Raw genomic sequence first — 22,856 nt, forward strand, 5'->3', positions numbered from 1 at the left:
GGCCGGCTACTCCTTGACCGTGATGGGGCGGCCCGAGGTGCGGTCGTTCAGCAGCACCTGCCCGGCCATCATCGCCACGGTCACCGCCCCGGAGTTGCGCCGGCCACACCGCTCGATCGACTTGATCCCCTCCTTCAGCTCGCGGATGTAGCCGCCGCAGGAACGGTGCAGGAAATCCAGCATGCAGCCGGCGACCGACACCTCCGACAGGCCGCTGACCAGGGCGGCGGTGTCCTCGGGCGTGAGGGGGTGGAACTCGCAGAACTGACCGACGCGGCTGCCGATCTGACGGTGGCGCGTCAAGGAACTGCGCACCCGATCCATGCCGACCAGGATGAACGGGATCTCTAGCATGTCGGACAGGTCGCGCAGGGTTTCCAGCACATCGGTGCGCCGGGCGATGTGGTCGACCTCGTCGATCACCACCGCCATCTGCCCGCCTTCCTGCACGGACAGCCGGGACCGGGCGGCAAGGGCTTCCAGGGTCTGGCCGTACATCCGCTCGAACGTGTGCAGCGGTGCCGTGGACAGTTCGCCCAGCAACTCGCGCAGCATCCAGGACGGCGTCCAGCCCTGCTTCGCGCGGAGGAACACCACGCCCTGCTGAGTGGCCCACCACTGGACGGTTTCGGTCTTCCCCAGGCCGGGCGGCCCGTCCACCACCATCAGGCAGGCTTCCTCGGCGCCGCGATCCTGCAAGGCAGCCAGCTTGGCCAGGAAGCGGGTGGTGTTGCTCGTCTTGATGTACTTGTTACGCATGGCTGTTCTCGGCCTTGGGTTTGCGCACGATGGCGGCGAGCGCGTCGAGGGACACGTCCTCGGCCGCCATCAGCATGCGGAAGGGGTTGCGGCGGAGCTGCTCCGCCAGATACTTGCGGTCGTCGTCGGTGGCGCCGTCCGGATGGGCCGCCAGCCAGCGTGCCCAGGACGTGTCGTCCGCGAAATTCGGCCGGACATCCGCCGCCACGGGCTGGGCGGCGGGAACCGGAGGCTCCAACGCGGCGTACATCGCGTCGGCCGCCTCGATCTGGTCGGGCGTCAACTGGACGGGGGCCACGTCGATCAGCGGCCCGGCCCCGGCCCGCTCCAGCTCGATCTCGCGCAGCCGGTCATGGGCGATGCGGGCGCGCCCCTTGGCACGGACGTTGCGGGCATGCTCGACCTTCGTGGCCGGCATGTAGGGCTGGACGTTGCCGTCCCGCTGCGCGACGCACAGCAGCCGGCCTTCCACCGACCGGACCCACACCCGGTCACCATCGTGGATGTCGTAGCCGACCAGCACCGTATCACCGTGGTGCTGGACGAGCTGCTGATGGTAGTAGCGACCCCAAGGGAGCTGGACTTCGCCCCGGCGGGTGGCGCGGCGCTCGTAGGGCCGGAACAGATCGTCCATCTCGGCCGCGTCGAGCATCATCGGCTGCCAGCCCTTGTCCCGCCAGGATTGCAGGCACTCGGCCGGCGACATGTGGCGCATCTCCAGCGTCTGCGGATCCCGGATTTTCGGCAGCTTGCTGTGCGGGCGGTTGTTGTAGGCGTCGACTTCCGCCCGGAGGAAGGTCAGCAACTCCTGCCAGCTCGGCAACAGGTCGGACCGGCCGGCCCGCTTGATGTCGTCAGTGGTCAACTTGTCGATCCGTCGGGCCGCTTCGCGGTCCATGTCACGGGCGACGTAGGAAACCTGCTTCTTCGCCGAACGGCGCCACAGCGACTGGTTGGGGCGTTCGATCAGGCCGCGGGCCTGGGCGCGGCCGGCCTGCGCCTTCTCGTGGATGCAGTGTAGTCGAGCGTAGAAACCCGTCAGCTCGTCGCCCGTCACCTCGTTGACGAAGCCGCTGCCCCGGTCCGTGTACATGATGGCGAACAAGCCGAGGTTGGAGACGCCGTGCCGAAGCCCATCCATCACGACGTGCGTGCTTTCCGACAGCCCGGCCGACCAGCCGCAGACGTAGCGGGTGGCGGCGTCCATGACGGCCATCACCTCGGGCTGGAACGGCTTGCCGTGGATCGGATGAGCGCAACGGGCGCGGAATGTGTGGCCGTCTGACACGACGATGTCCATCGGCTCCAACATCGACGTGTCGCGTCTGATGAAGGCTTTCAGTGCCAGCATGGCGCGCTGCCCCAACCGGCCCTTGCTGCGTTCCTGGATCGACATCTTGTTCATCCAGCGGCGAGCGGTGGTTTCGGTCGGTGCGGTTATGTCGGGGGGGAGGTGCTTCGGCAGCTCTTCCAGACAGGCGAGCAGCGACGGGTGCTGCGGCTGACGCCAGAGCTTGAGCAGCGGCGCCAGCCACACCGGCACCGGAGCCGCCGGCTTGCTTTCCTTGGGCACCAAGCCGGCGATGCCGTGGGCGGCGCGGGCGCGGTACCAACGGAGCACGGTTTCGACCGACAGCGTGCGGTTGCCTTCACCCTTGCGGGAGCGGGCGTTGGCGACCGGCACCAAGGACAACAACGCCGACGACAACTGCCCGATGCGAGCGCCCTGGGCCACGAGAGCGACGGCACGCGTCGTGCTCGTACCTCCGAGCAGCTGGAGGCGGTCGACCTCGGCCAGCACTGCGGCGCGGGCGTCGCGGGTGCGCCGCTGCCAGTCGGCGAGACGCGCGGGTTCGGTGGCGACGGCGGGGGCTGGAGTGGCGGCCCGCGTTGTGGGGACCGGCAGCGCGCTGGACGTGACGCCGTCTTCGATTTCAAGGATGGCGCGCACAGCCGGCACACCGGCTTTGACCGCCTCCGTCAGAGCCTCGCGCAGCGGCGCCGGCCAGAATTCGATCGGGTACTCTAGGCCGCCGCCCCTCTTGCCCTTGCGAGGGCGAGAGGGCCAGCCGTCCCGCTTGAGAACCCGGATCGTGCCGGACTCACTCTCCGCCGGAACAGGAAGACAGGAGCGCAGAGACGCAATCTCTTTGGCCGTCAGAGCGTCACGCATAGCGACCGCCCATCTTGGCAAGGCGCCGCTTCTCAGCCTGCGCCTGGGCGGCGATGCGATCCTGTTCGGCCATCTTGGCGGCGATCACATCCTGCCCGATCAGTACCATGGCACCGACCAGCTCAGCGATCTGGGTCAGCAACGTATACTCACCGGTCGCTTCGGCGAAGGCGGGCAACCACTGCAAGGGGAAGCGATGCCCCTGATGGCTGTCGGCCGTCATGGCGTTCAACATGTCACGGGTGATGCGTTCGCCCGTCAGTTCCGACATGCGGGTGGCGACATCATCGCGGCTACGGCCGCGCTCGATGCGGGCTTGATCCAGGCCGTAGGCAACCAGACCGGCAACCCGCGTTGCGCATCCCAGGCTGCCGGGCAGAGCGACGGGAGGTTTGGGCAGGGCGCAGTAGACATCCGGGAGCATGCTGAACTGCGCCGGATGCGGGCTGGTGCCAGTGTGACGGCGGCGGCGCGTCATGCCCAGGTACTCGCCAGCGCGGAAAAGGAATGGCTCATGCCTACGCGGCCTCCTGACCTTTGACATTGCGGGGGGAGCGGGGCGTGGTACGTTTGCGCTTGGGACGCAGGCGATGGCCGGCGGCGTCGTAGCGCTCGGGAAAGAGCTTCTGGACGGGTAGGTGGAGCTTCTCGGCAACCGCCCGTTCCAGGCGTTCGGACGACCCGTTCGTGACCGCGTCGCTGACTGCTGCTACCGTCACGCTCAACTCGGCGGCTAAAGCCGACAGGCTGGACCCGGCGATACGCAGTCGAAACACAATCCACGGCCCGCGGACGCGGGCTTTTTTCGGGATGTCTGAGCTTGAGGTTTTAAGTTCCATGGCTGAAATTTGGCTCATTCGCGCTCGTCAAACAAGCTCAATTTTGCGGTCAGAGTTTAAATTTGCTCATAATTGCCGTTATTTGCTCAATTGCGCTTATCCGTCAAAGGCTTGCTGGAACTCTGGCTGGTCAGACTTCCAGCGCGCTTACGGTCAGGGTTCAGCCTATGAACTCTGACCAAGGCACGCTGGCGGCACGCCTTGCCCAGCTCGCTGATGAAGCGGGCAACGTCACGGCTTTAGCTCGAATTTGCGGAATTCCTCAGCGCACAATGGCTGGTTGGGTCGCTGGCGACCGAGAGCCTAAGATTTCTGATGCCGCCCAAATCGCGACACGAACCGGCATTCGACTAGAGTGGCTGGCGACGGGTGTCGAGCCGATGCGGCACGGTGAAGAGGTTGACGTCGCGGCCGGAGCGCTGAGTTCCCAGCCTTCGCAGCCAATCAACCGTCAAGCGCTGATGGATGTCATTCGTCTGGTGGAAGAGTGGCTGCGGCGGAACAAACGCGACCTATCACCTGACAAGAAAGCCGAAGTGTTTACCGAACTTTATGAAATGTCGATTGAAAATGACACGGACAGCGCAACAACTGATCCAAAGATCGTTGGGCGCATTTTACGTCTGGTATCATAAATGCTTGGGGATGAATGATGGCGATTCGGAATAACGGTGACGACGGCGACCGGCGACGGAAAAGGGTGGCGGACATATTCGAATATGCTTCAACTCCGCGCCGACGGTCAGGGTCTCAGAAGCCGTCCGCAGAGGTTGCTGTTTCCGGTAACATCATCACCGGCAATAATAATAGTTTTACTGTCATCAAGACGGAGCGGGTTGTTCGCAAGGAAATTGCTATCCCACAACCAGGAACTGAGCACATCACTGAAGCACAGATGGGCAAGTTACACGCCTTGGTTAGTGAAATTGTTCGTGTAGAAACCTTAACAAAGCGGGAACCCGCAACGTTCCAGCGTGTCTGGGGTGCTTTAAGAATGAAAATGAAAGTTGGCTCTAATCGTATGATACCAGTCGGAAAATTTAGTATGGCTGAGCGGTATTTGCAGCAATGGCTTGGGCGCCTCAGCGGGACAGCAGCTGCTCAGAAAGAAGATGATGGCCTGCGAAGCAGGCGCATCAAATATATTCAGACAAATATGCGTAAGCTCGGCTTTGAGGAACGGGTACGTGGCTATATGGACGGACAATTTCACGTATCTTCTTTATCTGATCTAAGCATTGAACAGATTGAGAAAGTCTATAGATATGTGGCTGGACTCAAAAAATCTCTAGGCTCGTAAAATGAAACATCCACCGGCACATGCTTGAATAAAATTATGGCGCCGTCAATTTCCCACTGCGGACATCTTTAATACGCTGAACCAATTCTTTGATAGCTGCGTCAGCTTCAGCGTATCCGATATGATCACGTGGGATATTGCGGCGCTCAAGGTCGGATTTATATTCATACCAACCTTGAAGATCTTTTTCAAATGGCTCGGCGGATTTTTCTTTTTCCTGTATTTTCTGTCGTTCGATATGCTCTCTTCGAACCACCAGGACTCGCAATATCGCCGTCAGAAATATTGCAATCATGATAATTGCAAGCGTTATTTCCCAATACGTAATTATTGTTACCCAGCCAATAGATAAAACAATAATGCTTAATATTGACCCCGCGATAATCCCGAATACATTCATTACGGCTGCTGCGCCAAAGAGTAGTGTTGCTGCGATGATCGCCAGTAAAATTATAACGAGCGTCATTGAGGCTTCCCCTGAGAGTGGTGGCCTTGATTGATCCCTCGCACTCTTAGCCAGTCAACTCAAAATGCCATCGACGCGAGACGGAATGAACCAACCTGTTTTGTGTCAAAGCATGTGCAAGATTTTCCATTTTCCGCTCGATCCTGGTCATTCCGCGTCAAATCGTCGAGCGCTTCCAGCCGTGCCAACCGATTGATCCACCTAACCCTTTCGATTGTTTCCTCTCCCTCCTCTCATGTCAAACCAACTACCTCCCCACAAAGCCTTGCACGCGGGTTTGCCGCCTTCAGGGAAGATCGGCAGTGTCAATCGGCTTGCAATTTCCAGCCGGCATCGGCTTGCAATTTCCAGCCACGCTTGCGGTTGCAGAACCTGTTGTCCAGGGAGTCCACGGGAGGGGCCTGTGGGCCCCCTGGGCAACGGGCGGAGGGAAGGCTTTGGATCAGGAGCGGTTCTTGAACCGCCAGCTCTCGTTGCCGGTTTTCAGGATGTCGCAGTGATGCGTCAGCCGGTCGAGCAAAGCGGTGGTCATCTTGGCGTCGCCAGCGAACACCGTCGGCCATTCAGCGAAGCTCAAGTTGGTGGTGATCAACACCGAGGTCCGCGAGTACAACTGGCTGAGCGCGTGGAACAGCAGTTGGCCGCCCCTCTGTGAGAACGGCAGGTAGCCGAGTTCGTCCAGCACCACGAGATCAACGCGGGTCAACTGGTCAGCGAGTTTGCCCGCCTGCCCGGTTCGGGCTTCGGCCTCCAACCGGTTCACCAGGTCGATGACGTTGAAGAACCGGGCACGGGCGCCGCGGCGCACGCAGTTGGCCGTGATGGCGATGCACATGTGCGTCTTGCCGGTCCCGGTTCCCCCGATGAACACGGCGTTGCGCTGGGTTTCCAGAAAGCCGCCATCGTGCAGGTCGCGCACCAGCCCCTCGTTGAGGGGACTGGCGGTGAAGTCGAACTCGGCCAGCGTCTTGGCCAGGGGCAGCTTGGCGGCGCCGAGCTGGTAACGGATCGAGCGCGCCTGCTTCTCCGCCCGCTCCGCGGCCAGCAGATCGCCCAGGATCTGCTGGACGGTGCGCTGCCGCTTCAGCCCGTCGCCCATCACCTCGTCGTAGGCGGCACGCATGCCGGCCAAGCTGAGCTCGGCCATCAGCGCCATCAGCTCATGCCGTTCCATGGCAGCCCTCCCGCACCGCGCGCAGGCGGTCGTAGCGCCCGCAGTCGGCGGCCGGCTCGATGGACAGCGTCAACGCCGTCGGCACCGCCATGGCCGGTGCCGGTGTGACGTCGTGGCGCCGGGCGAGGATGTTCAGGATCACGTCCCGGCTGTGCGTACCGCTCGCCAGTGCCTCGCGGCAGGCGACCTCCACCGCCTCCAGGCCATCGGTGAGGATGGCGGCGAGCACGCCAACGAACTGCCGGTCAGCGTCGTCGCCGCGGCCCAGGCGGGTCCGCACCGTCGCCAGGGCTGGCGGCAAATCCCAGTCCCGGAACGGCGCCCCGTTGCGCAGCGCCCCCGGCTTGCGGACGAGAACCGGAAGGTAGTGCAGCGGATTGTACCGCGTGTGGCCGTGCCCGAAAGCTCGAGGGTACTCGGCGACGATCGCCCCGTTGAACCACACCACGATCCGTGTCGCGTAGGCGCGGACCTGCACCGGCTTTCCGGCGGCGACCGCGGCCACGCTGTAGCGGTTGCGGTCAAAGTGGATCAGGCAGGTTTTCGAGACGCTGAGCGTGGCCTCGTGGAAGCCGTCGAAAGGATCGCTCACGGTGATCAGCGCCGGCCGCTCCGCCTGGAACACCTCCCACACCGTCCGGCTTTTATCCTCTGGATGCGACGTCTGTTGGGCCCAGACGATCACCTCGTCGTGCAGGCGTTCGTTCACCTCTTCCAGCGTCTTGGCCCGCAGCCGCGGCGTGAACAGCCGCTGGCGCAAGGTGCCGACCTGGTTCTCGACCTGGCCCTTTTCCCAGCCCGAAGCCGGGGTGCAGGCCACCGGCTCGACCAGGTAATGCGAGCACATCTGGGCGAAGCGGCGGTTGAAGCGGCGCTCTTTGCCGACAAATACGGCGTCCACCGCCGTCTTCATGTTGTCGTAGATGCCGCGCTCGCACAGGCCGCCGTAGAAGGCCGCGGCACGGGCGTGGGCGTCGAACACCATCTCCTGGGTCTGGCGCGGGTAGACCGCCACGAACGGCATGCGGCTGTGGCACAGGCGGGCATGGGCCACCTGCACCTTGGCTGTCACCCCGTCCAGGATGATCCACTCCTCCGCCCAGTCGAACTGGTACGCCTCGGCCGGGGCGAAGGTGAGCGGAACGTAGGCGTTCACCGGCCCACTCGGCGGCTGGCGCTGCTTGAAGCGCTTGATGTAGCGCCGCACCGTGTCGTAGCCGCCCTGGAACCCGGCATCCTTCAGCCGTCCGAAGAGCCCCAGGTAGTCGAGCCGGTCACGCACCGGCCGCCGCTCGTTCTCCGTGATCAGCCGTTCCAGCTCCTCCTGGAACCCGGCCAACTTCGGAAGCGGCTGGTGCTGGCGTTCGTAGCGCGGCGCCGTCTCGCCCGAGCGCGGGTATTTCGTCACCGTCTCCCGCGACACCTTCAGCGACCGGGCAATGGCCCGGATGCTTTTCCCCTTCGCGTGCTCGCGTCGTATCCGTGCGATCGTCTCCACCGTCAACATCCCTGTCCGCCCCACCCTGTCGTCCAAACCCAGGGTCGTAGTCTGCCAGATCAGGGGTGGCTGGTTATTGGACGCCGATCACCCCTGAAACTGGCCCAGTGTTGCAGGCCGATGCACACTTCACCGGCCTCTTGACCGCGGCCGGCATCGGGGTATCGATGGACGGGCGCGGCCGGTGGATGGACAACGTCTTCATCGAGCGGCTGTGGCGATCGATGAAGTACGAGTGCGTCTACCTCCACGCCTTCGAGACCGGCAGTGAGGCCAGAGCCGGGATCGGCCGGTGGATCGATTACTACAACATGGACCGTCCGCACTCCGCGCTCGGCGGCAGAACCCCGGAGGAGGCCTACCAGGGCACACCGGACCCCATCAGATTGGCGGCATGACACGGACCTGAACCAAGCTTAGCAAAGCCGCAAATCTGTCCGGGAAACGGGGGCCATCTCAACTACGCGTGGCGTGGGCGGCCGGAAAGCCAGCGGGCCGCTGCCAACCGACAGCTTCTGGTCGAGGTCCGACGCGTTCATGGTCGCCACCATGGCCGCTATGGCAGCCCGCGCGTGCATGCAGCCCTCCGTGCGGAGGGCGTCGCCGCCAGCCGGGGCCGGGTGGCGCGTCCGATGCGCCGGCACGGCATCCGGGGTGCCGCCGCACGCCGGTTCCAGCCCGTCACGACCGACAGCCGCCATGGCCTGCCAGTCGCTCCCGATCTGCTGGGCCAGGCCTTCCAGGTGGCCGAGCCCAACCGGGTCTGGCTTGCCGACATCACCTGCCTGCCCACCGCTGAAGGCTGGCTGTATCTGGCGGCTGTCCTCGGCTTGGCGACCCGGAAGATCGTTGGCTGGGCAATGCGCATATGCGCGCCGAACTCGCCATCTCGGCCCTGGTCATGGCCATCCCGCGCCAAAGGCCGCCGGTGGGCCTCACCCAGCATTCCGGCCGCGGCAGTCAGTAGGCTTCCTGGGAGTACCGGGACCTGTTGCAGGCGGCCGGGATGCGGCAATCCATGTCGCGCAAGGGCTGCTGCTACGATAATGCTCCCATGGAGAGCTTCTCCCACACTCTCAAGGTCGAGTTGCTCCATCGTACTCGCTTCGAAGCCCGCGACCAGGCGCGCCGCGAGCTGTTCGCCTACATCGAAACCTACGACAATCGCCAACGCGCCCACTCGGCCATCGGATACATCACCCCCGAACAGGCCGAGCTAAGATCTGCGTGAACCCGTGTCCACCCAAACGGGGCAAGATCACCCTCAGGACGGCGGGTCGACCCGCTTCATCGCCTTGCGACAGTGAACCAGCGCGTCGCGGATCATGACGTTGACCAACGTCGGCGACACGCCGAGGGTCTCCGCGATGTCCTTCTGGCTGTGGCCATGGATGCGGTGCATTTCGAAGGCGTAGCGGGTCCGTTCCGGCAGGTCGGCCAAGGCGGATTCGAGTGTCAGCAAAAGTTGGCGGTTCACATTCACGCTTTCCGGCGAGGCCGCTTCCGGCGTGCTCACCGCCTGCCCTTCCTCCTCCGCCGCCATCAGACGCGATTCCAGGCCTTTCCGGCGGTAGTGATCGATCGCCAGATTGCGGACGACCATCATCAGGTAGCCCGCCTTGGCCCGGATGGAACTGGTCGATTCCGTTCCCAGCAGCTTCAGGAAGGCGTCCTGAACCACATCCTCGGCGTGGTGGCGGCATCCGGTGATCCGCTCCGCCACCCCGATCAGCGACCGCCGATGCGTCGTGAAGACGTCGGTCAGGGTCTGATTCTCGGCGGTTCCTACCGGTCGCATGGGACGATCCTTGTGCAAAGCGACGCCACGGCGGGGCAGCAACCCCCAAGGCTTGACAAGCCGTCGCAAATTAATGCAACTGACAGTCATTTGCAAACGAGGAAAAGGAAGAATTTCCTGCGGTGATTTCCCGTATTTGTTGCGCGCGTTCTGGATGACCCCGCGCCTCCCAGGCTTTCTGCTCGGCGGGCTGGCGCTCGGCTGGTCAATGTTCGCCGCGCCGCCCGCCGCCCTGGGCGATTCCCTGGAGCCCACGGTCCAGGACAGGCCGCTGGCGATTCCGGCCCTTCCCCTCGGCGAGGCGCTGACCCGCTTCGGCCAGCAGACCGGCTTGCAAATCCTCTACAGCCCGGACCTCGTGTCGGACCGCCGGTCGCGCGCCCTGTCGGGACGGATGGCTCCGGCGGCGGCCCTTGCCGAACTGCTGAACGGAACCGGCCTGTCCTTCGACCTGCGGGACCGGATGGTGACGATCGGTCGGCCGCCGGAGACCGCCGACGTCCTGCCCGCCTTGACGGTGGAGGGCCGGTCGCCGTCGTCCGGCCGGGCGGCGAGCCTCGCCAGTTCCGACCGCAGCGTCGGCCGCACCGAAACCCCGGTCGAGGATCTGCCGCAGGGGCTCTCGGTCGTCACGCGCGCCGATCTCGACCAGCGGGACGTCCAGGACATCAACGGCGCGCTGGCATACAGCGCCGGCGTGCGCCCCATCGACTATCCCGGCGGCCAGGGCGCCATCGACGTTTACGTCCGCGGTTTTCGCCAAAGTTCCGAAGCCGTCCTGATCGACGGGCTGCGCAGCGGCTACAACCCCTATGGGCTGGAGTACGAGCCCTTCGGCGTGGAGCGGGTGGAGGTGCTGAAGGGACCGGCTTCCGCCATCTATGGCGCGATGCCGCCCGGCGGCGCCATCGCGCTGACCAGCAAACGTCCGACCGACGACCCGCTCCACCGGCTCCAGTTCCAGGTCGGACGTCATGACCGGCGGCAGGTCTCCGCCGACTTCAGCGACCGCATCGACGCCGGGGGATCGCTGCGCTACCGCCTGACCGCGCTGACACGGCGCAGCGGCACGCAGATCGACCACACGCCGGACGACCGCCTCTATGTCGCCCCTGCGCTGTCCTGGTCAGCCGGCGAGGGCACCGAGATCACCCTGCTCGCCAGTCTCCTCGACTTCCGCAAGATGGGGGCGGAGCAGAGCTTCCCGGTGTCGGGCACGGTGCTGGACAACCCCTACGGCCGCCTCGATTCCAGCCTGTTCCTGGGCTATCCGGGGGTGAGTTCCTACCGCTCGCGCACCCTCTCGGCCGGTTACGGGGTCCGCCACACCCTGTCCGGGGACTGGACGCTGCACCACAGCCTGCGCTACAGCCGCAGCCGCGTCGGCTACCGGTGGAGTTGGGCGGACTCCGGCGCGCTGGAGGCGGACCGCTATTACCGGTTCGGGCTGCAGGACCGGCCCAAGACCAGCTCCACCCTGCTGGCCGACGCCAACCTGCAAGGCGGCGTCACCACTGGGCCGTTGCGCCACAGCCTGCTGGCCGGCGTCGATCACGCCCGCTACCGGGTGCATGAAACGCGGCGGAACGGCACGGTGGCCGACCCGATCGACGTCTTCGCCCCGGTCTATGGCGGCCCCTACGCCTGGGACGCGGCACTGCTCAACGACCTGACCGACCGCGTCCGCCAGACCGGTCTCTATCTCCAGGACGAGATCGCCGTCGGCGGCTGGCGCGTGACGCTCGGCGGGCGGCTGGACTGGAGCACAACCGGCACCGGCGGCCGCCTGTCCGGCAACGTGCCGGTGGAGACGATGCAGTTCGACCGCGCTGCCACCAAGCGCGTCGGACTCGCCCACCGCTTCGAAAACGGCCTGACGCCCTACGCCGGCTATTCGACCTCCTTCCAGCCGACCAGCGGCAGCGACGCGCAAGGCCGCTCCTTCTCGTCAAGCCGCGGCACGCAAATCGAAACCGGGCTGCGCTACCGGCCCGAAGGCTTCGACGCGCTGTTCACCGCGTCGCTGTTCCGCGCGGTGCAGCGCAACCTCACCACCGCCGATCCGGACCATCCCGGTTACTTGGCCCAGACCGGGGAAACGCGATCACGCGGCGTCGAGCTGGAGGCGCGGACGGCGATCGGCGAAACGACCGATTTGATGGCGGCCTACGCCCACACCGACGCGCGGGTCACCCGCGACACCGCCGCCCCCGGCGGCACCGACAAGACCGGACATCGGGTGGCCTCGGTCCCCCGCCACGCCGCATCGCTCTGGCTGCGCCAGCGTTTCGAGGACGGGCCGGCCGATGGCCTGACCACCGGCATCGGGATGCGGTACGTCGGCGTGACATACAACGCCGCGAACAGCGTGCGCATTCCCGCCTACACGCTGGTCGACGTCAGCCTGGGCTACGAGTTGGACCGGCTCGGTCCGGCGCTCGACGGGGTCGGGCTGACGCTGACCGCGACCAACCTGTTCGACCGCCGCTATTTCTCGCCGGGCTTCTATGAGGATTCGGTCTTCGTCGGCAACCGGCGGGCGGTGCTGGCGACCCTGTCCTACCGCTGGTGAATGGCCCGCTGGTGACCGGCCCGCCGGCGACCCGCAAGGCGCCCGGCGGCCTCAGCGGGCGGAGGAAAGGAGGAGCGCGCCGTCCTTCGCGGCGATCGTCACCGGCAGCACCCGCGGCAGCGAGGCCACCACGCGGTCGAGGTCGGCGACGTCGTACACGCCGCCGATGCGCATCGCCCCGACCCGGCGGTCGGCCAGCCGCAGCGGCTGCGACAGGTAGGGGTTCAACAGCGGGACCGCCTCGGCCAGGGTGATGTCGTCGAACACCAGCTTTCCTTCGCGCCAGGACAGGACCCGCCTGGGATCGACACGCGCGACGCTGCCGAACCGGCTGTCGCGGGCGAAGCGGCCCTGCTGGCCCGGCGTCAACCGCAGGGGTTCCTCCCCCACCGCGGCGGAGGCGCTCACGGTCACCGCCCCTTCGGCCAGCGTCACGGCCAGCTCGCCGTCGTTGGCCCAGACGTTGAACCTCGTCCCGGTCACCCGGACCCAATGGGCGGCGGTGAAGACGGTGAAGGGCCGCGCGGCGTCGCCCGCCACCGCGAAATAGGCCTCGCCATGGTCCATCAGCACGCTGCGGCGGTCGCGGAACTGGGCGTAGAACAGGGTGGTGCGGACGTTCAGGTCCACCGTCGAGCCGTCCGGCAGATCGACCACGCGGTGCCGGTCGCCGCCAAGGAAGACGTCCACCGTGCCGGGCAGCACACCGAACGACCAGCCCACCGGCCAACCGACGGCCAGGGCCGCCGCGACACAGGCCGCCAAAGCCCAGCGCCGCTGTCCTGGCGCCCGAACAACGGGAGACCGCACCGTCTCGGCAGGACGTGCCGGAGCGGGGCTTGCGGTCGCCTGTGGCCGCAGCCCGGCGGACAGGCTCCAGAGTTCCCGCATCGCGTCGAATTCCGCCACGTGGCGCGGGTCCTCCCGGCACCAGCGCTCGAAGGCGGCCCGGTCGGCGTCGCTCATCTCCTCCGCTTGCAGGCGCAGGCACCAATCCGCCGCCTCTTCGGTCACGCGGTCGTCGTCGGAAGGATGGGACGGAGGCATACGGGCGCGCTCGGCTCCGGAAATCGTGTGCCAGCTATAGGGCAGACCGGGATCACACTGCAAGGCGGGCGGGGTCTCCGCGACCGCTCCGGAGGTGCCGCTTCAGTTTTGTGCCGCTCGTTCGTCCTAGTCGTCAGGGCCGTGCGCGTCCGCCTTCCCGGCGGGGGCGTCGCGTGGCCGGTCGTCCCCGTCCCTCAGGAACCCCGATGCCGACGTCTCCCCGTTCCAGCTTTTCCGCGCTGCTCCACCTCCTGCGCCCCTTCTGGCCGTTGCTGACCGCCGCCACCCTGCTGGGTGTGCTCGGCGGGCTCAGCGTGACCGGGCTGCTGGCCGCCATCAACCGGATCCTGCACGCCGGGGACAGCCCGGGCGCCGGGCTCCTGCTCGCCTTCGCCGGGCTGTGCGCCTTGGCGCTGGCCGGCTCGGTCCTGTCCGACATCGGCACCAACCGGATCGGGCAGCAGGTCATCGCGCGGCTGCGCAAGGATTTGGGCGACCGCATCCTGACCGCGCCGATCGACCGGCTGGAGCACCACCGCAGCCACCGCCTGATCCCGGTGCTGACCCACGACGTGGACACCATCAGCGACTTCGCCTTCGTCTTCGCGCCGCTGGCGGTGTCGCTCAGCGTCACGCTGGGCAGCCTCGTCTATCTGGCGCTGCTGTCCTGGCCGATGTTCCTGGCGACGGCGGCGGCCATCCTGATCGGCAGTGCCGTGCAGTATGCCGCGCGCGCCCGTGGCATCGCGGGCTTCCAGGAGGCGCGCGCCCACGAGGACGCGTTGCAGAAGCACTACCGCTCGCTGGCGGAGGGGGCGAAGGAGCTGCGCATCAACCGGCCGCGCCGACTGCGCCTGCAGAGCGAGGCGCTGCGCGGAACCATCGACCGCATCTGCGAGGTTCAAATCCGCTCGATCACCCTCTTCGTCGTCGCCAAGGGGTTCGGCTCCACCCTGTTCTTCATCGTCATCGGGGTGGCACTCGGCGTCGAGGCGCTGTGGCCGAGCACCGACCGCGGCACGCTGAGCGGCTTCATCCTGGTCCTGCTCTGCATGAAGGGGCCGCTGGAGCATCTGATCGGCACCCTGCCCATCGTCAGCCGCGCCCAGGTCGCCTTCCGCCGCATCGCCGAGCTGTCGGCGGCCTTCGCCTCGCCCGAACCGCATCTGCTGATGAAGGACGACGGGCGGCCGCCCGAAACCATCGACTCGCTGGAGCTGCGCGACGCCCGCTACGCCTACCCGCCGGCCGGACCGGGCGTGGAACCCTTCGTGCTCGGTCCCGTGTCGCTGCGCGTCGGGCGCGGCGAGATCCTGTTCATCGTCGGCGAGAACGGCTGCGGCAAGACCACGCTGATCAAGATGCTGCTCGGCCTCTACGCCCCGCAGGACGGGGAGATCCTGTTGAACGGCCGCCCGGTGACGCCGGAGACGCGCGACGACTACCGCCAGCTCTTCACCACCGTCTTCGCCGACTACTTCCTGTTCGACGACCTGATCCAGGCGGGCGGAAACGTGCCGGAGGAGGCACGTGCCTATCTGGAACGGCTGGAGATCGCCCACAAGGTGACCCTGGTCGACGGGGTGTTCAGCACCACCGACCTGTCCACCGGACAGCGCAAGCGGCTGGCCCTGCTCCAGGCCTGGACGGAGGGACGGCCGGTGCTGGTGTTCGACGAATGGGCCGCCGACCAGGACCCGGCCTTCCGCCGGATCTTCTACACCGAGCTGCTGCCGAGCCTGAAGGCGATGGGCAAGACGATCATCGTCATCTCGCACGACGACCGCTATTTCGACGCGGCCGACCATCTGCTCCGGCTGACTGCGGGGATGGTCGTGCAGGAAAAATTCACGTCGGCGGAAAAATCCCCTTAAGTTCCGCCCACCCCCTTCGTCTTAGAGCCAGAAGACGGGTTTCGCAGGACGCGGAACCCGCCGGATCGAGCGTCATTCGGGGGTTTGGAGATGGGGATTGGGGTTGGGCCGGCCGCACCGGCCGGTCGTCCGGCAACGGGCAAGCGCGGGCGTCCGAAGGCTTTCCTGCTGGCGACGACGATGGTCGGGATGGCGGCTTTGGCACAGCAGCCGACCGCCGCCCTGGCGCAGCAGCCGGCCGGTGGATCGATCAACAGCGGATCGGCCAACAGCGGATTGGCCAGCAACACCACGGTTCTCGCCCCGATCACCGTCCAGGGTGTCGTCGGCGGCACCGAAGGCTATGTCGCGACGCGCAGCGCCGTCGGCACGAAGGTGGAAACGCCGCTCGTCGAGATTCCGCAGACGATCTCCGTCGTCACCCGCGAGGAGCTGGACCAGCGCGCCGTGCAGGATTTCGGCGGCACGGTCGCCTACTCGCCCGGCATCGTCGTGGTCGATTATCCGGGCGGCCCCGGCGCCCCGGACTTCTCGATGCGCGGATTTCGCGACTTCAACCTGTTCGGCATCTACCGCGACGGCCTGCGGACCGGCTTCAACAATTACGACACCAATTTCGAGCCCTACGGGCTGGAGCGCGTCGACGTCGTGAAGGGACCCTCGTCGGTCCTGTTCGGCCAGACCTCGCCCGGCGGCGTGGTGAACCTGACCACCAAGCGGCCGACCGCGACGCCGCTGCACGAAATCCAGTTGCAGACGGGCAGCTACAAGCGCCGTCAGGCCGCCTTCGATCTCGGCGGGCCGGTCGACGGCGAGGGCAAGGTGCTGTACCGCCTGACCGGGCTCGGCCGCCTGTCCGACACCCAGATCGACCACGCGCCGGACGACCGCTTCTACATCGCGCCGGCCGTCACCTTCAAGCCGACCGACAAGACCAGGATGACCCTGCTCGCCAGCTACCAGACGCTGAAGATGAGCGGGACGGAGCAGAGCATCCCGCGCGCCGCGCTCGACCTGATCGGCACCGATCTCTATTTCGGCGTCCCGGGCGTGTCCGACTGGCGGGTGAAGAACACGTCGATCGGCTACGAGATCGAGCATGAGCTGAGCCCGAGCTGGACGATCCACCAGAACGCCCGCTACATGCATTCGCGGGTGAGCTTCCAGTCCGCCTTCAGCACCGAATGGCCGGTCGAGCTGGTGAACGGCCGCTATTACCCGGTTGGGCTGCAGGATCGTCCGAAGAGCACTGACACCTACCTGGTCGACAGCAACGTCCAAGGCAGACTGACCACCGGCCCCGTCTCGCACACCATCCTGGCCGGTGTCGACTACGGCTACTACTCCGGCAAGGAGACGCGACGAAACTCATTGAATTCATTGATCGTCGACGTCTTCAACCCGACCTATCCGGGGACGGAGTTCATCTACGCCGACCCCTGGGTGAACGGGAAGAGCAAGCTGTCCCAGATCGGCGCCTATCTCCAGGATCAGCTGCGCTACGACAATTGGATCCTGACGCTCAGCGGCCGTCAGGACTGGGTGGTCGGCAAGGAGGTCGACTATCTCTCCAACGGCTTCCAGACCACGCGCGACCACGACTTCACCGGGCGCGCCGGCCTCGGCTACGTCTTCGACAACGGCATCGCGCCCTACGTCAGCTACGCGACCTCGTTCCAGCCGACCACCGGCACCCTGGCGCCGGAACGCGGCGGCGGCACCTTCCAGCCGACCACCGGCACGCAGTACGAGGTGGGCGTGAAGTACCAGCCGACGGGCTGGAACAGCTTCATCTCCGCCTCGCTCTACCACATCACCCAGCAGAACGTCGTGACCAACGACCCGCTCTACAGCGGCTACGCCGTACAGGAAGGCGAGATCCGCAGCCGCGGCGTCGAGCTGGAGGGTAAGATGGCGCTGACGGAGGCGTTCAGCCTGATCGCCTCCTACGCCTTCATCGACGCCGAGATCACCAAGGACAACCCCGCCGTCGGTTCCTCCACCAGCTCGGTCGGGCTGCGGCCCAAGGGGATTCCGCGCCACATGGCCTCGGCCTGGGGCGACTACACCTTCCAGTCCGGTCCGCTCGACGGGCTTGGCCTCGGGGCGGGAGTGCGCTATATCGGCTCGTCCAAGAACATCGCCAACACCGCGACGATCCCCGAACACACGCTGTTCGACGCCGCCATCCGCTACGACCTGGGCGTCCTGCGTCCGGAACTGGCGGGCGCCAGCGCCGCGCTCAACGTCAGCAACCTGACCGACAAGAAATACTATTCGGCGGGCTTCTACGACAACACCGTGCTGTACGGCAACCGCCGCCAGATCCTGGCGACGCTGAAATACAGCTGGTAAGGCCGGGCCCTTGCCACCGATGCCAGGCATCGACCATGCCCTCGTCCGGCGCCAGCTCCTCCGCACCGCCGCTCTGCTGCCGATCGGCCTGATGGCCGGCCGCGCACGCTCGGCGGAGCGAAAGACGATCGGCGGAGTCTGCGCGCTCGACTGGACGAGCGCGCAGGCCCTGCTGTCGCTGGGCATCGTGCCCCGCGGCATTCCCGAGCGTGACCGCTACCGCCGGGCGGTGGTCGAACCGGCGGTGCCGGACGGCGTTCCGGACATCGGCGCGCGGGCGGAACCGAACCTGGAGCTGCTCGATCGGCTGGCGCCGGCGCGGTTCGTCAGCGACGGCATGCTGTCGGCGGTGCAGGGCCGGCTGGAACGGATCGCCCCTGTCACCCTCTACCCGTCCTTCGACACCCGGTCCGACGAGGACAGGCAGCCTGGTGGACAACTCGCCTTTGCCATCGCCTCGCTGCGCGGGCTGGCGGCCGGCCTCGGCGTGCCGGAGGCGGCGGAACAGCCGGTCGCCCGGCTCGACCGCGCGCTGGCGGCGGCGCGCGACCGGCTGTCGGGATGGGAGCCGCGCCCGCTCTACGTCCTCAGCGTCCTCGACGGGCGGCGCGTCCTCATCCACGGGCGCAACAGCCTTTATCAGGACGTCCTCGACCGGCTGGGGATCGCGAACGCCTGGACCGGCCCCAGCGGCCCCTACGGCCACGCCACGGTGACCATGGACCGGCTGGCCGGGCGCCCCGACGCCGGGCTGGTCAACATCGGCAGCGAGGGCTGGCGGGCGCTGGAAGCGCTGGCCGCCCTGCCGCTGTTCGCCGGGCTGCCCTTCCTGCGCGAAGGCCGGGTCACCATCCTGCCGCCCATCCTGTTCTACGGCGGCGTGCCGACGGCGGAGCGTTTCGCCCGCCTGCTCGGCGAGAGGCTGGCGCCGCATCATGACTGACACCGCGATGGCATCCCCGTCCCGCCGCCTCGGCCCTGCCGGACCGGTCGCAGGCCTGTTCCTGCTGGCCGGGCTGGCGTCCGTCACCGCCCTCGGCCGGCAATTGCCGCCGGAGCTGTGGTGGCGGGCGCTCGTCGCTCCCGACCCGGCGCGGCTCGACCAGCTCACCGTACATTACGTCCTGTTCCCGCGCTTCGCGGTCGCCCTGTTGATCGGGGCGGCGCTGGGGCTCGCCGGGGCCATCCTGCAGCAGGTCCTGCGCAACCCGCTGGCCGAGCCCGCCACCCTCGGCATCTCCGCCGGCGCCCACCTGTCGCTCGCCGTCGCCACGCTGTGGCTGCCCGACGTGCTGGCGCTGGGGCGGGAATGGGTGGCGCTGGCCGGCGCCGGGCTGTCGGCGGGGGCGCTGCTGGCGCTGTCCTGGCGCAAGGGGCTGTCGCCGGTCACCGTCGTTCTGGCCGGGCTCGTCCTCAGCCTCTACGCCGGGTCGGTCAGCGGCGTGATGGTGCTGTTCAACCACGACCTGCTGATCGGCCTGTTCCTGTGGGGCGCCGGCTTCCTCGACCAGCAGGATTGGGGCATGGCCGCTTTCCTGGCGCCGCGGCTGGCGGTGCTGGCGCTCGCCGCCACGCTGGTGCTGCGCCCGTTGATCCTGCTCGGCCTCGGCGAGGGCGGGGCGCGCAGCCTGGGCCTGTCGGTGGCGGGCGCCCGGCTGGCCGGTCTGGCGATCGCGGTGACGCTGGCCGCGCTGAGCGTCGCCGCCGTCGGCGTGGTCAGCTTCGTCGGGCTGGCCGCCCCGACCATCGCCGGCATGGCCGGCGCCCGCCGGCTGGGTCCGCGCCTGCTCTGGGCGACGCTGTGCGGCGCCGCCCTGCTGTGGGCGACCGACGCCCTGGTGCTGCTGGCCCCGGTCACCTACCGCGAACTGCCGACCGGCGCCGTCACCGCGGTGCTGGGCGTGCCGATGCTGCTCTGGCTGCTGCCCCGCCTGCGCAGGGCGGCACCGCCGGTCACGGCCGCCGCCGCGCCGCCGCCGCGGGCGTCCCGGCCAGCCGTGCCGCTCGTCGTCGGCGCCCTGCTGCTGCCGCTGGCCCTGTGGGTGGCGGTCGCCGCCGGCCGCGGTCCGGACGGCTGGGAGTGGAGCGTCGGCAACGACCTTGCCGTGCTGGAGCCCTGGCGCCTGCCACGGGCGCTGGCCGCGCTGGCCGGCGGGGCGATGCTGGCGGTGGCCGGCGCCACGCTGCAGCGGATGACCGGCAACCCGTTGGCGGCGCCGGAAATCCTCGGCGTGTCCTCCGGCGCCATCCTCGGCGTGATCGTTCTGATGTTCTCTGCCGACGCCCCCGGCCGCGGCGCCCAGATCCTGGCCGGCGGGGCAGGGGCGGCGGCGGTGCTGGCGGCGATGCTGGCGCTTGGCCGCAGGGACGGCTTTTCGCCCGACCGGCTGCTGCTGGCCGGGATCGCCACCAGCTCCATCTCCGGCGTCGTCGTCGCCGTCCTGATGGCCGGGCACGATCCACGCCTGCAGACGCTCGTCACCTGGCTGTCCGGTTCGACCTACATGGCCGGCCGGACCGACGCGCTGGCGGCAACGCTGCTGGCCCTGACCGCCGTCGCCGTCATCCCCTTCGTCGCCCGCTGGCTGGACCTGCTGCCGCTCGGCGGTGGGGTGGCGGCGGCGCTGGGGGTCAGCCCGCCGCTCAGCCGCGTCCTCCTGTTCAGCCTGTCGGCGCTGCTGACCGCGGCGGCGACGCTGATCGTCGGGCCGCTGAGCTTCGTCGGACTGATGGGGCCGCACCTCGCCCGCATGCTCGGCCTGCAGCGGGCGGCGGCCCATCTCGCCGGCTCCGCCATGCTCGGCGGACTGGTCATGCTGGCCGCCGACTGGCTCGGACGCGGCGTGATCTTCCCCTATCAGGTGCCGGCCGGGCTGCTCGCGTCCGTGATCGGCGGCCCCTTCCTCCTCTGGCTTCTGGGACGGCGCTGATGCCCCGCGTCTTCTGCGACACCGTGATTTCCCAAGACATCCTTCCCGGCACCCCCGCCGCCGCCGCGGACTGGCTGGTCGTCGCCTCCGAGCCCTATGGGCTGACTTTCACCCGCGAGGGCGACCGCCGGACGGCGGACGGGCCGTTCGGCCGCCTGACGCTGACCGTGGGCACGGATGCCCTGTGCCTGCGGGTGGAATCGGGCGACCGTGGCCTCCTGGAGCGGTTCCGCGGCTCCGTCACCGAGCATCTGCTCGGCCTGCTCGGGGAGGGCGCGGCGATCGTCTGGACCGGCGACGTCGAGACCGGGGCCTTGTTCGCCGATTTCCGCGAAATCCGCGTCACCGCCGTCCGCGACCTGACCCCCCGCCTGCGCCGCATCACTTTCCGGGGCCTCGATCTCGGCCGTTTCGCCGGCTCGGACAACCTGCATGTCCGCCTCTATCTGCCGCCGCCGGGGCTGGAGGTGCCGTCCTGGCCGCGCCCCGCCCCCGACGGACGGCCGGTCCTGCCCGAACCCGAGCGGCGGCCGGCGGTCCGCTACTACACCCTGCGGCGCGTCGATGCCGATGCCGGCGAGCTGGACATCGACGTCGTCCTTCACGGGGATGACGGCCATTCCGGGGAGGCTCCCGGCGCCGGCTTCGCCCGGCGGGCGCGGCCCGGCGACCTCTGCGGCATGTCCGGTCCCTACGGGCTCGGCGTTTCTCCGGCCTCCTGGTACCTGCTGGCCGGCGACGAGACGGCGCTTCCCGCCATCGCCCGCATCCTGGAGGAACTGCCCGACGACGCCTGCGGCACCGCCCTGATCGAGGTGGAGGATGCGACGGACGAGCTGCCGCTCCAGGCCCCCGCGGGGGTCGCCATCCGCTGGCTGCATCGCCGGAGCGCCGCGGCGGCCAGTCCGCTGGTCGAGGCGGTGCGCGCCCTGACCCTCCCGGCGGACAGCGCCACCCTGTTCGCGTGGGTCGCCTGCGAATTCGACGAGCTCGCCCGGCTGCGCGCGTGTCTGCGCGGGCGCGGTGTCGACCGCGACCGCATGCTCGCCGTCGCCTACTGGCGGCGCACCCCGCCGACAGCCTCTCCAGACCGCGGGACCCCCGGATGACGTCAGCGATCAAGCCGATGTTCCACCTCGACGGGGTGCGCTTCGCCCTGCCGGGGCGCCTCCTGCTCGACCTGCCGTCCTGCGACCTCTATGCGCGCCGGGTGACCGCGCTGATCGGCCACAACGGCTCCGGCAAATCGACCCTGTTGAAAATCCTCGCCCGCCAGCAGAAACCCAGCGGCGGGCGGGTGCTGTTCGACGGCCAGCCGCTGGACCGCTGGCGGCAGCGGGCGCTTGCCCGCCGCATCGGCTACCTGCCGCAGCACATGCCCGCGGCCTCCGGTCTGCTGGTGCGCGAACTGGTCGCGCTCGGCCGCTATCCCTGGCACGGCGCGCTCGGCGCCTTCCGGGCGGAGGACGCCCGCAAGGTGGAGGAGGCGCTGGCGCTGACCGATACCGTGCCCTTCGCCGACCGGCTGGTCGACAGCCTGTCGGGCGGCGAGCGGCAGCGGGTGTGGCTGGCCATGCTGATCGCGCAGGACGCCGGCTGCCTGCTGCTCGACGAGCCGATCTCGGCGCTCGACGTCGCCCACCAGGTGGAGGTGCTGGCCCTGGTCCGCCGCCTGTCGTGCGAGCGTGGCATCGGGGTGGTCGCGGTGCTCCACGACGTGAACATGGCGGCGCGCTTCTGCGACGACATCGTCGCCCTGCGGGGCGGGCGGCTGATCGATCGCGGGACCCCGGCCGAGATCATGACGCCCGACCGGCTGGGCGCCGTCTACGGCCTGCCGATGGCGGTGATCCCCCATCCGGACAATGGGGAGCCGGTGGCGCTGGTGCGCTGAGCGTCGGCGGTGTTGCTGATGGTGGAGCTGTGGTTCTCCTTCTTCTTCGGCCGCTGGTGAAGACCGTCGCGCCGAAGGCGCTGGCCGCCGCCAAGAAAGCGTGAACCGCGCCGGGTTTCCCGGCGCGGTTCAACAATGGCCGCCGACAATCCCGGCGCGGTTCACGATACCCCCGCG

18 protein-coding genes and 2 pseudogenes are annotated in these 22,856 nt (G+C 67.8%); 11 read left to right on the forward strand and 9 right to left on the reverse strand.

The genetic code is table 11. The features are described from left to right. Positions 1-6 precede the first annotated feature (6 nt). The 4 genes from JN22_RS33670 to JN22_RS33685 all read right to left on the reverse strand — a co-directional run bounded on the left by JN22_RS33670 (position 7) and on the right by JN22_RS33685 (position 3,789). Complete coding sequence (locus JN22_RS33670) at positions 7-759, reverse strand: AAA family ATPase (RefSeq protein ID WP_085558244.1); 753 nt, start codon at positions 757-759, stop codon at positions 7-9. Beyond that, complete coding sequence (locus tag JN22_RS35295; RefSeq protein WP_179166349.1) at positions 752-2,710, reverse strand: Mu transposase C-terminal domain-containing protein; 1,959 nt, start codon at positions 2,708-2,710, stop codon at positions 752-754. The genes JN22_RS33670 and JN22_RS35295 overlap by 8 nt, the downstream gene beginning before the upstream one ends. A 214-nt stretch (positions 2,711-2,924) precedes the next feature. Next, positions 2,925-3,410: a hypothetical protein gene (locus JN22_RS33680; protein WP_143269037.1), complete on the reverse strand. Its 486-nt coding sequence runs from the start codon at positions 3,408-3,410 to the stop codon at positions 2,925-2,927. A 40-nt stretch (positions 3,411-3,450) separates the two neighbouring features. Continuing rightward, positions 3,451-3,789: a helix-turn-helix domain-containing protein gene (locus tag JN22_RS33685; protein WP_085558247.1), complete on the reverse strand. Its 339-nt coding sequence runs from the start codon at positions 3,787-3,789 to the stop codon at positions 3,451-3,453. Between the two features lie 149 nt (positions 3,790-3,938). Here JN22_RS33685 and JN22_RS33690 point away from each other — a divergent pair, with 149 nt between their 5' ends. Beyond that, positions 3,939-4,406 (forward strand): helix-turn-helix domain-containing protein, encoded by a 468-nt coding sequence (locus JN22_RS33690; protein ID WP_085558248.1) that lies wholly within the window; start codon positions 3,939-3,941, stop codon positions 4,404-4,406. 14 nt (positions 4,407-4,420) lie between these two features. After that, positions 4,421-5,071: a hypothetical protein gene (locus JN22_RS33695; protein WP_179166350.1), complete on the forward strand. Its 651-nt coding sequence runs from the start codon at positions 4,421-4,423 to the stop codon at positions 5,069-5,071. 34 nt (positions 5,072-5,105) lie between these two features. On the opposite strand, the gene JN22_RS33700 is transcribed toward JN22_RS33695, so the two are convergent. The 3 genes from JN22_RS33700 to istA form a co-directional block, all read right to left on the reverse strand. Next, on the reverse strand, positions 5,106-5,537 hold the full coding sequence (locus JN22_RS33700; RefSeq protein ID WP_143269039.1) for a glucose-6-phosphate exchanger SLC37A4: 432 nt from the start codon (positions 5,535-5,537) through the stop codon (positions 5,106-5,108). Positions 5,538-5,979: 442 nt separating this feature from the next. Continuing rightward, complete coding sequence (istB, locus tag JN22_RS33705; RefSeq protein ID WP_085558249.1) at positions 5,980-6,711, reverse strand: IS21-like element helper ATPase IstB; 732 nt, start codon at positions 6,709-6,711, stop codon at positions 5,980-5,982. Further along, the gene (gene istA, locus JN22_RS33710) at positions 6,698-8,218 is read right to left on the reverse strand and encodes an IS21 family transposase (protein WP_085558250.1); all 1,521 of its coding nucleotides are present in this window, start codon (positions 8,216-8,218) and stop codon (positions 6,698-6,700) included. The genes istB and istA overlap by 14 nt, the downstream gene beginning before the upstream one ends. Positions 8,219-8,337: 119 nt before the next feature. On the opposite strand from istA, the pseudogene JN22_RS33715 reads away from it, so the two are divergent. Continuing rightward, positions 8,338-8,607, forward strand: a pseudogene (locus JN22_RS33715) (transposase); the annotation flags it as partial. Positions 8,608-8,670: 63 nt separating this feature from the next. Then, positions 8,671-9,440 (forward strand): annotated as a pseudogene (locus tag JN22_RS33720) (IS3 family transposase); the annotation flags it as partial. 33 nt (positions 9,441-9,473) lie between these two features. Here the strand turns inward: JN22_RS33720 and JN22_RS33725 are convergent. After that, a complete protein-coding gene (locus JN22_RS33725; RefSeq protein WP_085558251.1) occupies positions 9,474-10,007 on the reverse strand; it encodes an RNA polymerase factor sigma-70 in 534 nt (177 codons plus the stop codon). A gap of 154 nt (positions 10,008-10,161) precedes the next feature. Between JN22_RS33725 and JN22_RS33730 the strand changes: the two genes are divergently transcribed. Further along, positions 10,162-12,579 carry a TonB-dependent siderophore receptor gene (locus JN22_RS33730; protein WP_085558432.1) on the forward strand — a complete coding sequence of 806 codons (2,418 nt, stop codon included), beginning with the start codon at positions 10,162-10,164 and terminating at the stop codon, positions 12,577-12,579. Positions 12,580-12,630: 51 nt separating this feature from the next. On the opposite strand, the gene JN22_RS33735 is transcribed toward JN22_RS33730, so the two are convergent. Continuing rightward, the gene (locus tag JN22_RS33735; RefSeq protein WP_085558252.1) at positions 12,631-13,626 is read right to left on the reverse strand and encodes a FecR family protein; all 996 of its coding nucleotides are present in this window, start codon (positions 13,624-13,626) and stop codon (positions 12,631-12,633) included. Positions 13,627-13,832: 206 nt separating this feature from the next. Between JN22_RS33735 and JN22_RS33740 the strand changes: the two genes are divergently transcribed. The 6 genes from JN22_RS33740 (at position 13,833) to JN22_RS33765 (ending at position 22,679) form a co-directional block, all read left to right on the forward strand. Further along, positions 13,833-15,500, forward strand: coding sequence for a cyclic peptide export ABC transporter (locus JN22_RS33740; RefSeq protein WP_085558253.1), 1,668 nt, complete (start codon positions 13,833-13,835; stop codon positions 15,498-15,500). A gap of 189 nt (positions 15,501-15,689) precedes the next feature. After that, complete coding sequence (locus tag JN22_RS33745) at positions 15,690-17,855, forward strand: TonB-dependent siderophore receptor (protein WP_223678030.1); 2,166 nt, start codon at positions 15,690-15,692, stop codon at positions 17,853-17,855. Between the two features lie 19 nt (positions 17,856-17,874). Then, positions 17,875-18,798, forward strand: a complete 924-nt coding sequence (locus JN22_RS33750) for an ABC transporter substrate-binding protein (RefSeq protein WP_085558255.1) — start codon at positions 17,875-17,877, stop codon at positions 18,796-18,798. Further along, on the forward strand, positions 18,791-20,785 hold the full coding sequence (fhuB, locus tag JN22_RS33755; RefSeq protein ID WP_211099748.1) for a Fe(3+)-hydroxamate ABC transporter permease FhuB: 1,995 nt from the start codon (positions 18,791-18,793) through the stop codon (positions 20,783-20,785). Before JN22_RS33750 ends, fhuB begins: the two co-directional genes overlap by 8 nt. Then, positions 20,785-21,894 (forward strand): siderophore-interacting protein, encoded by a 1,110-nt coding sequence (locus JN22_RS33760; protein ID WP_085558257.1) that lies wholly within the window; start codon positions 20,785-20,787, stop codon positions 21,892-21,894. The genes fhuB and JN22_RS33760 overlap by 1 nt, the downstream gene beginning before the upstream one ends. Beyond that, positions 21,891-22,679 (forward strand): ATP-binding cassette domain-containing protein, encoded by a 789-nt coding sequence (locus JN22_RS33765; protein ID WP_085558258.1) that lies wholly within the window; start codon positions 21,891-21,893, stop codon positions 22,677-22,679. Before JN22_RS33760 ends, JN22_RS33765 begins: the two co-directional genes overlap by 4 nt. Positions 22,680-22,856: the final 177 nt, after the last annotated feature.

Origin of the sequence: Azospirillum agricola, assembly GCF_020005195.1 — a bacterium.
Classification (GTDB): domain Bacteria; phylum Pseudomonadota; class Alphaproteobacteria; order Azospirillales; family Azospirillaceae; genus Azospirillum; species Azospirillum agricola.

Coding starts and splice junctions, on each gene's coding strand:
- JN22_RS33670 (WP_085558244.1), bottom strand. CDS start 759: ATGCGTAACAAGTACATCAAGACGAGCAACACCACCCGCTTCCTGGCC.
- JN22_RS33680 (WP_143269037.1), bottom strand. CDS start 3,410: ATGACGCGCCGCCGCCGTCACACTGGCACCAGCCCGCATCCGGCGCAG.
- JN22_RS33685 (WP_085558247.1), bottom strand. CDS start 3,789: ATGAGCCAAATTTCAGCCATGGAACTTAAAACCTCAAGCTCAGACATC.
- JN22_RS33690 (WP_085558248.1), top strand. CDS start 3,939: ATGAACTCTGACCAAGGCACGCTGGCGGCACGCCTTGCCCAGCTCGCT.
- JN22_RS33695 (WP_179166350.1), top strand. CDS start 4,421: ATGATGGCGATTCGGAATAACGGTGACGACGGCGACCGGCGACGGAAA.
- JN22_RS33700 (WP_143269039.1), bottom strand. CDS start 5,537: ATGACGCTCGTTATAATTTTACTGGCGATCATCGCAGCAACACTACTC.
- istB (WP_085558249.1), bottom strand. CDS start 6,711: ATGGAACGGCATGAGCTGATGGCGCTGATGGCCGAGCTCAGCTTGGCC.
- istA (WP_085558250.1), bottom strand. CDS start 8,218: ATGTTGACGGTGGAGACGATCGCACGGATACGACGCGAGCACGCGAAG.
- JN22_RS33725 (WP_085558251.1), bottom strand. CDS start 10,007: ATGCGACCGGTAGGAACCGCCGAGAATCAGACCCTGACCGACGTCTTC.
- JN22_RS33730 (WP_085558432.1), top strand. CDS start 10,162: ATGACCCCGCGCCTCCCAGGCTTTCTGCTCGGCGGGCTGGCGCTCGGC.
- JN22_RS33735 (WP_085558252.1), bottom strand. CDS start 13,626: ATGCCTCCGTCCCATCCTTCCGACGACGACCGCGTGACCGAAGAGGCG.
- JN22_RS33740 (WP_085558253.1), top strand. CDS start 13,833: ATGCCGACGTCTCCCCGTTCCAGCTTTTCCGCGCTGCTCCACCTCCTG.
- JN22_RS33745 (WP_223678030.1), top strand. CDS start 15,690: ATGGCGGCTTTGGCACAGCAGCCGACCGCCGCCCTGGCGCAGCAGCCG.
- JN22_RS33750 (WP_085558255.1), top strand. CDS start 17,875: ATGCCAGGCATCGACCATGCCCTCGTCCGGCGCCAGCTCCTCCGCACC.
- fhuB (WP_211099748.1), top strand. CDS start 18,791: ATGACTGACACCGCGATGGCATCCCCGTCCCGCCGCCTCGGCCCTGCC.
- JN22_RS33760 (WP_085558257.1), top strand. CDS start 20,785: ATGCCCCGCGTCTTCTGCGACACCGTGATTTCCCAAGACATCCTTCCC.
- JN22_RS33765 (WP_085558258.1), top strand. CDS start 21,891: ATGACGTCAGCGATCAAGCCGATGTTCCACCTCGACGGGGTGCGCTTC.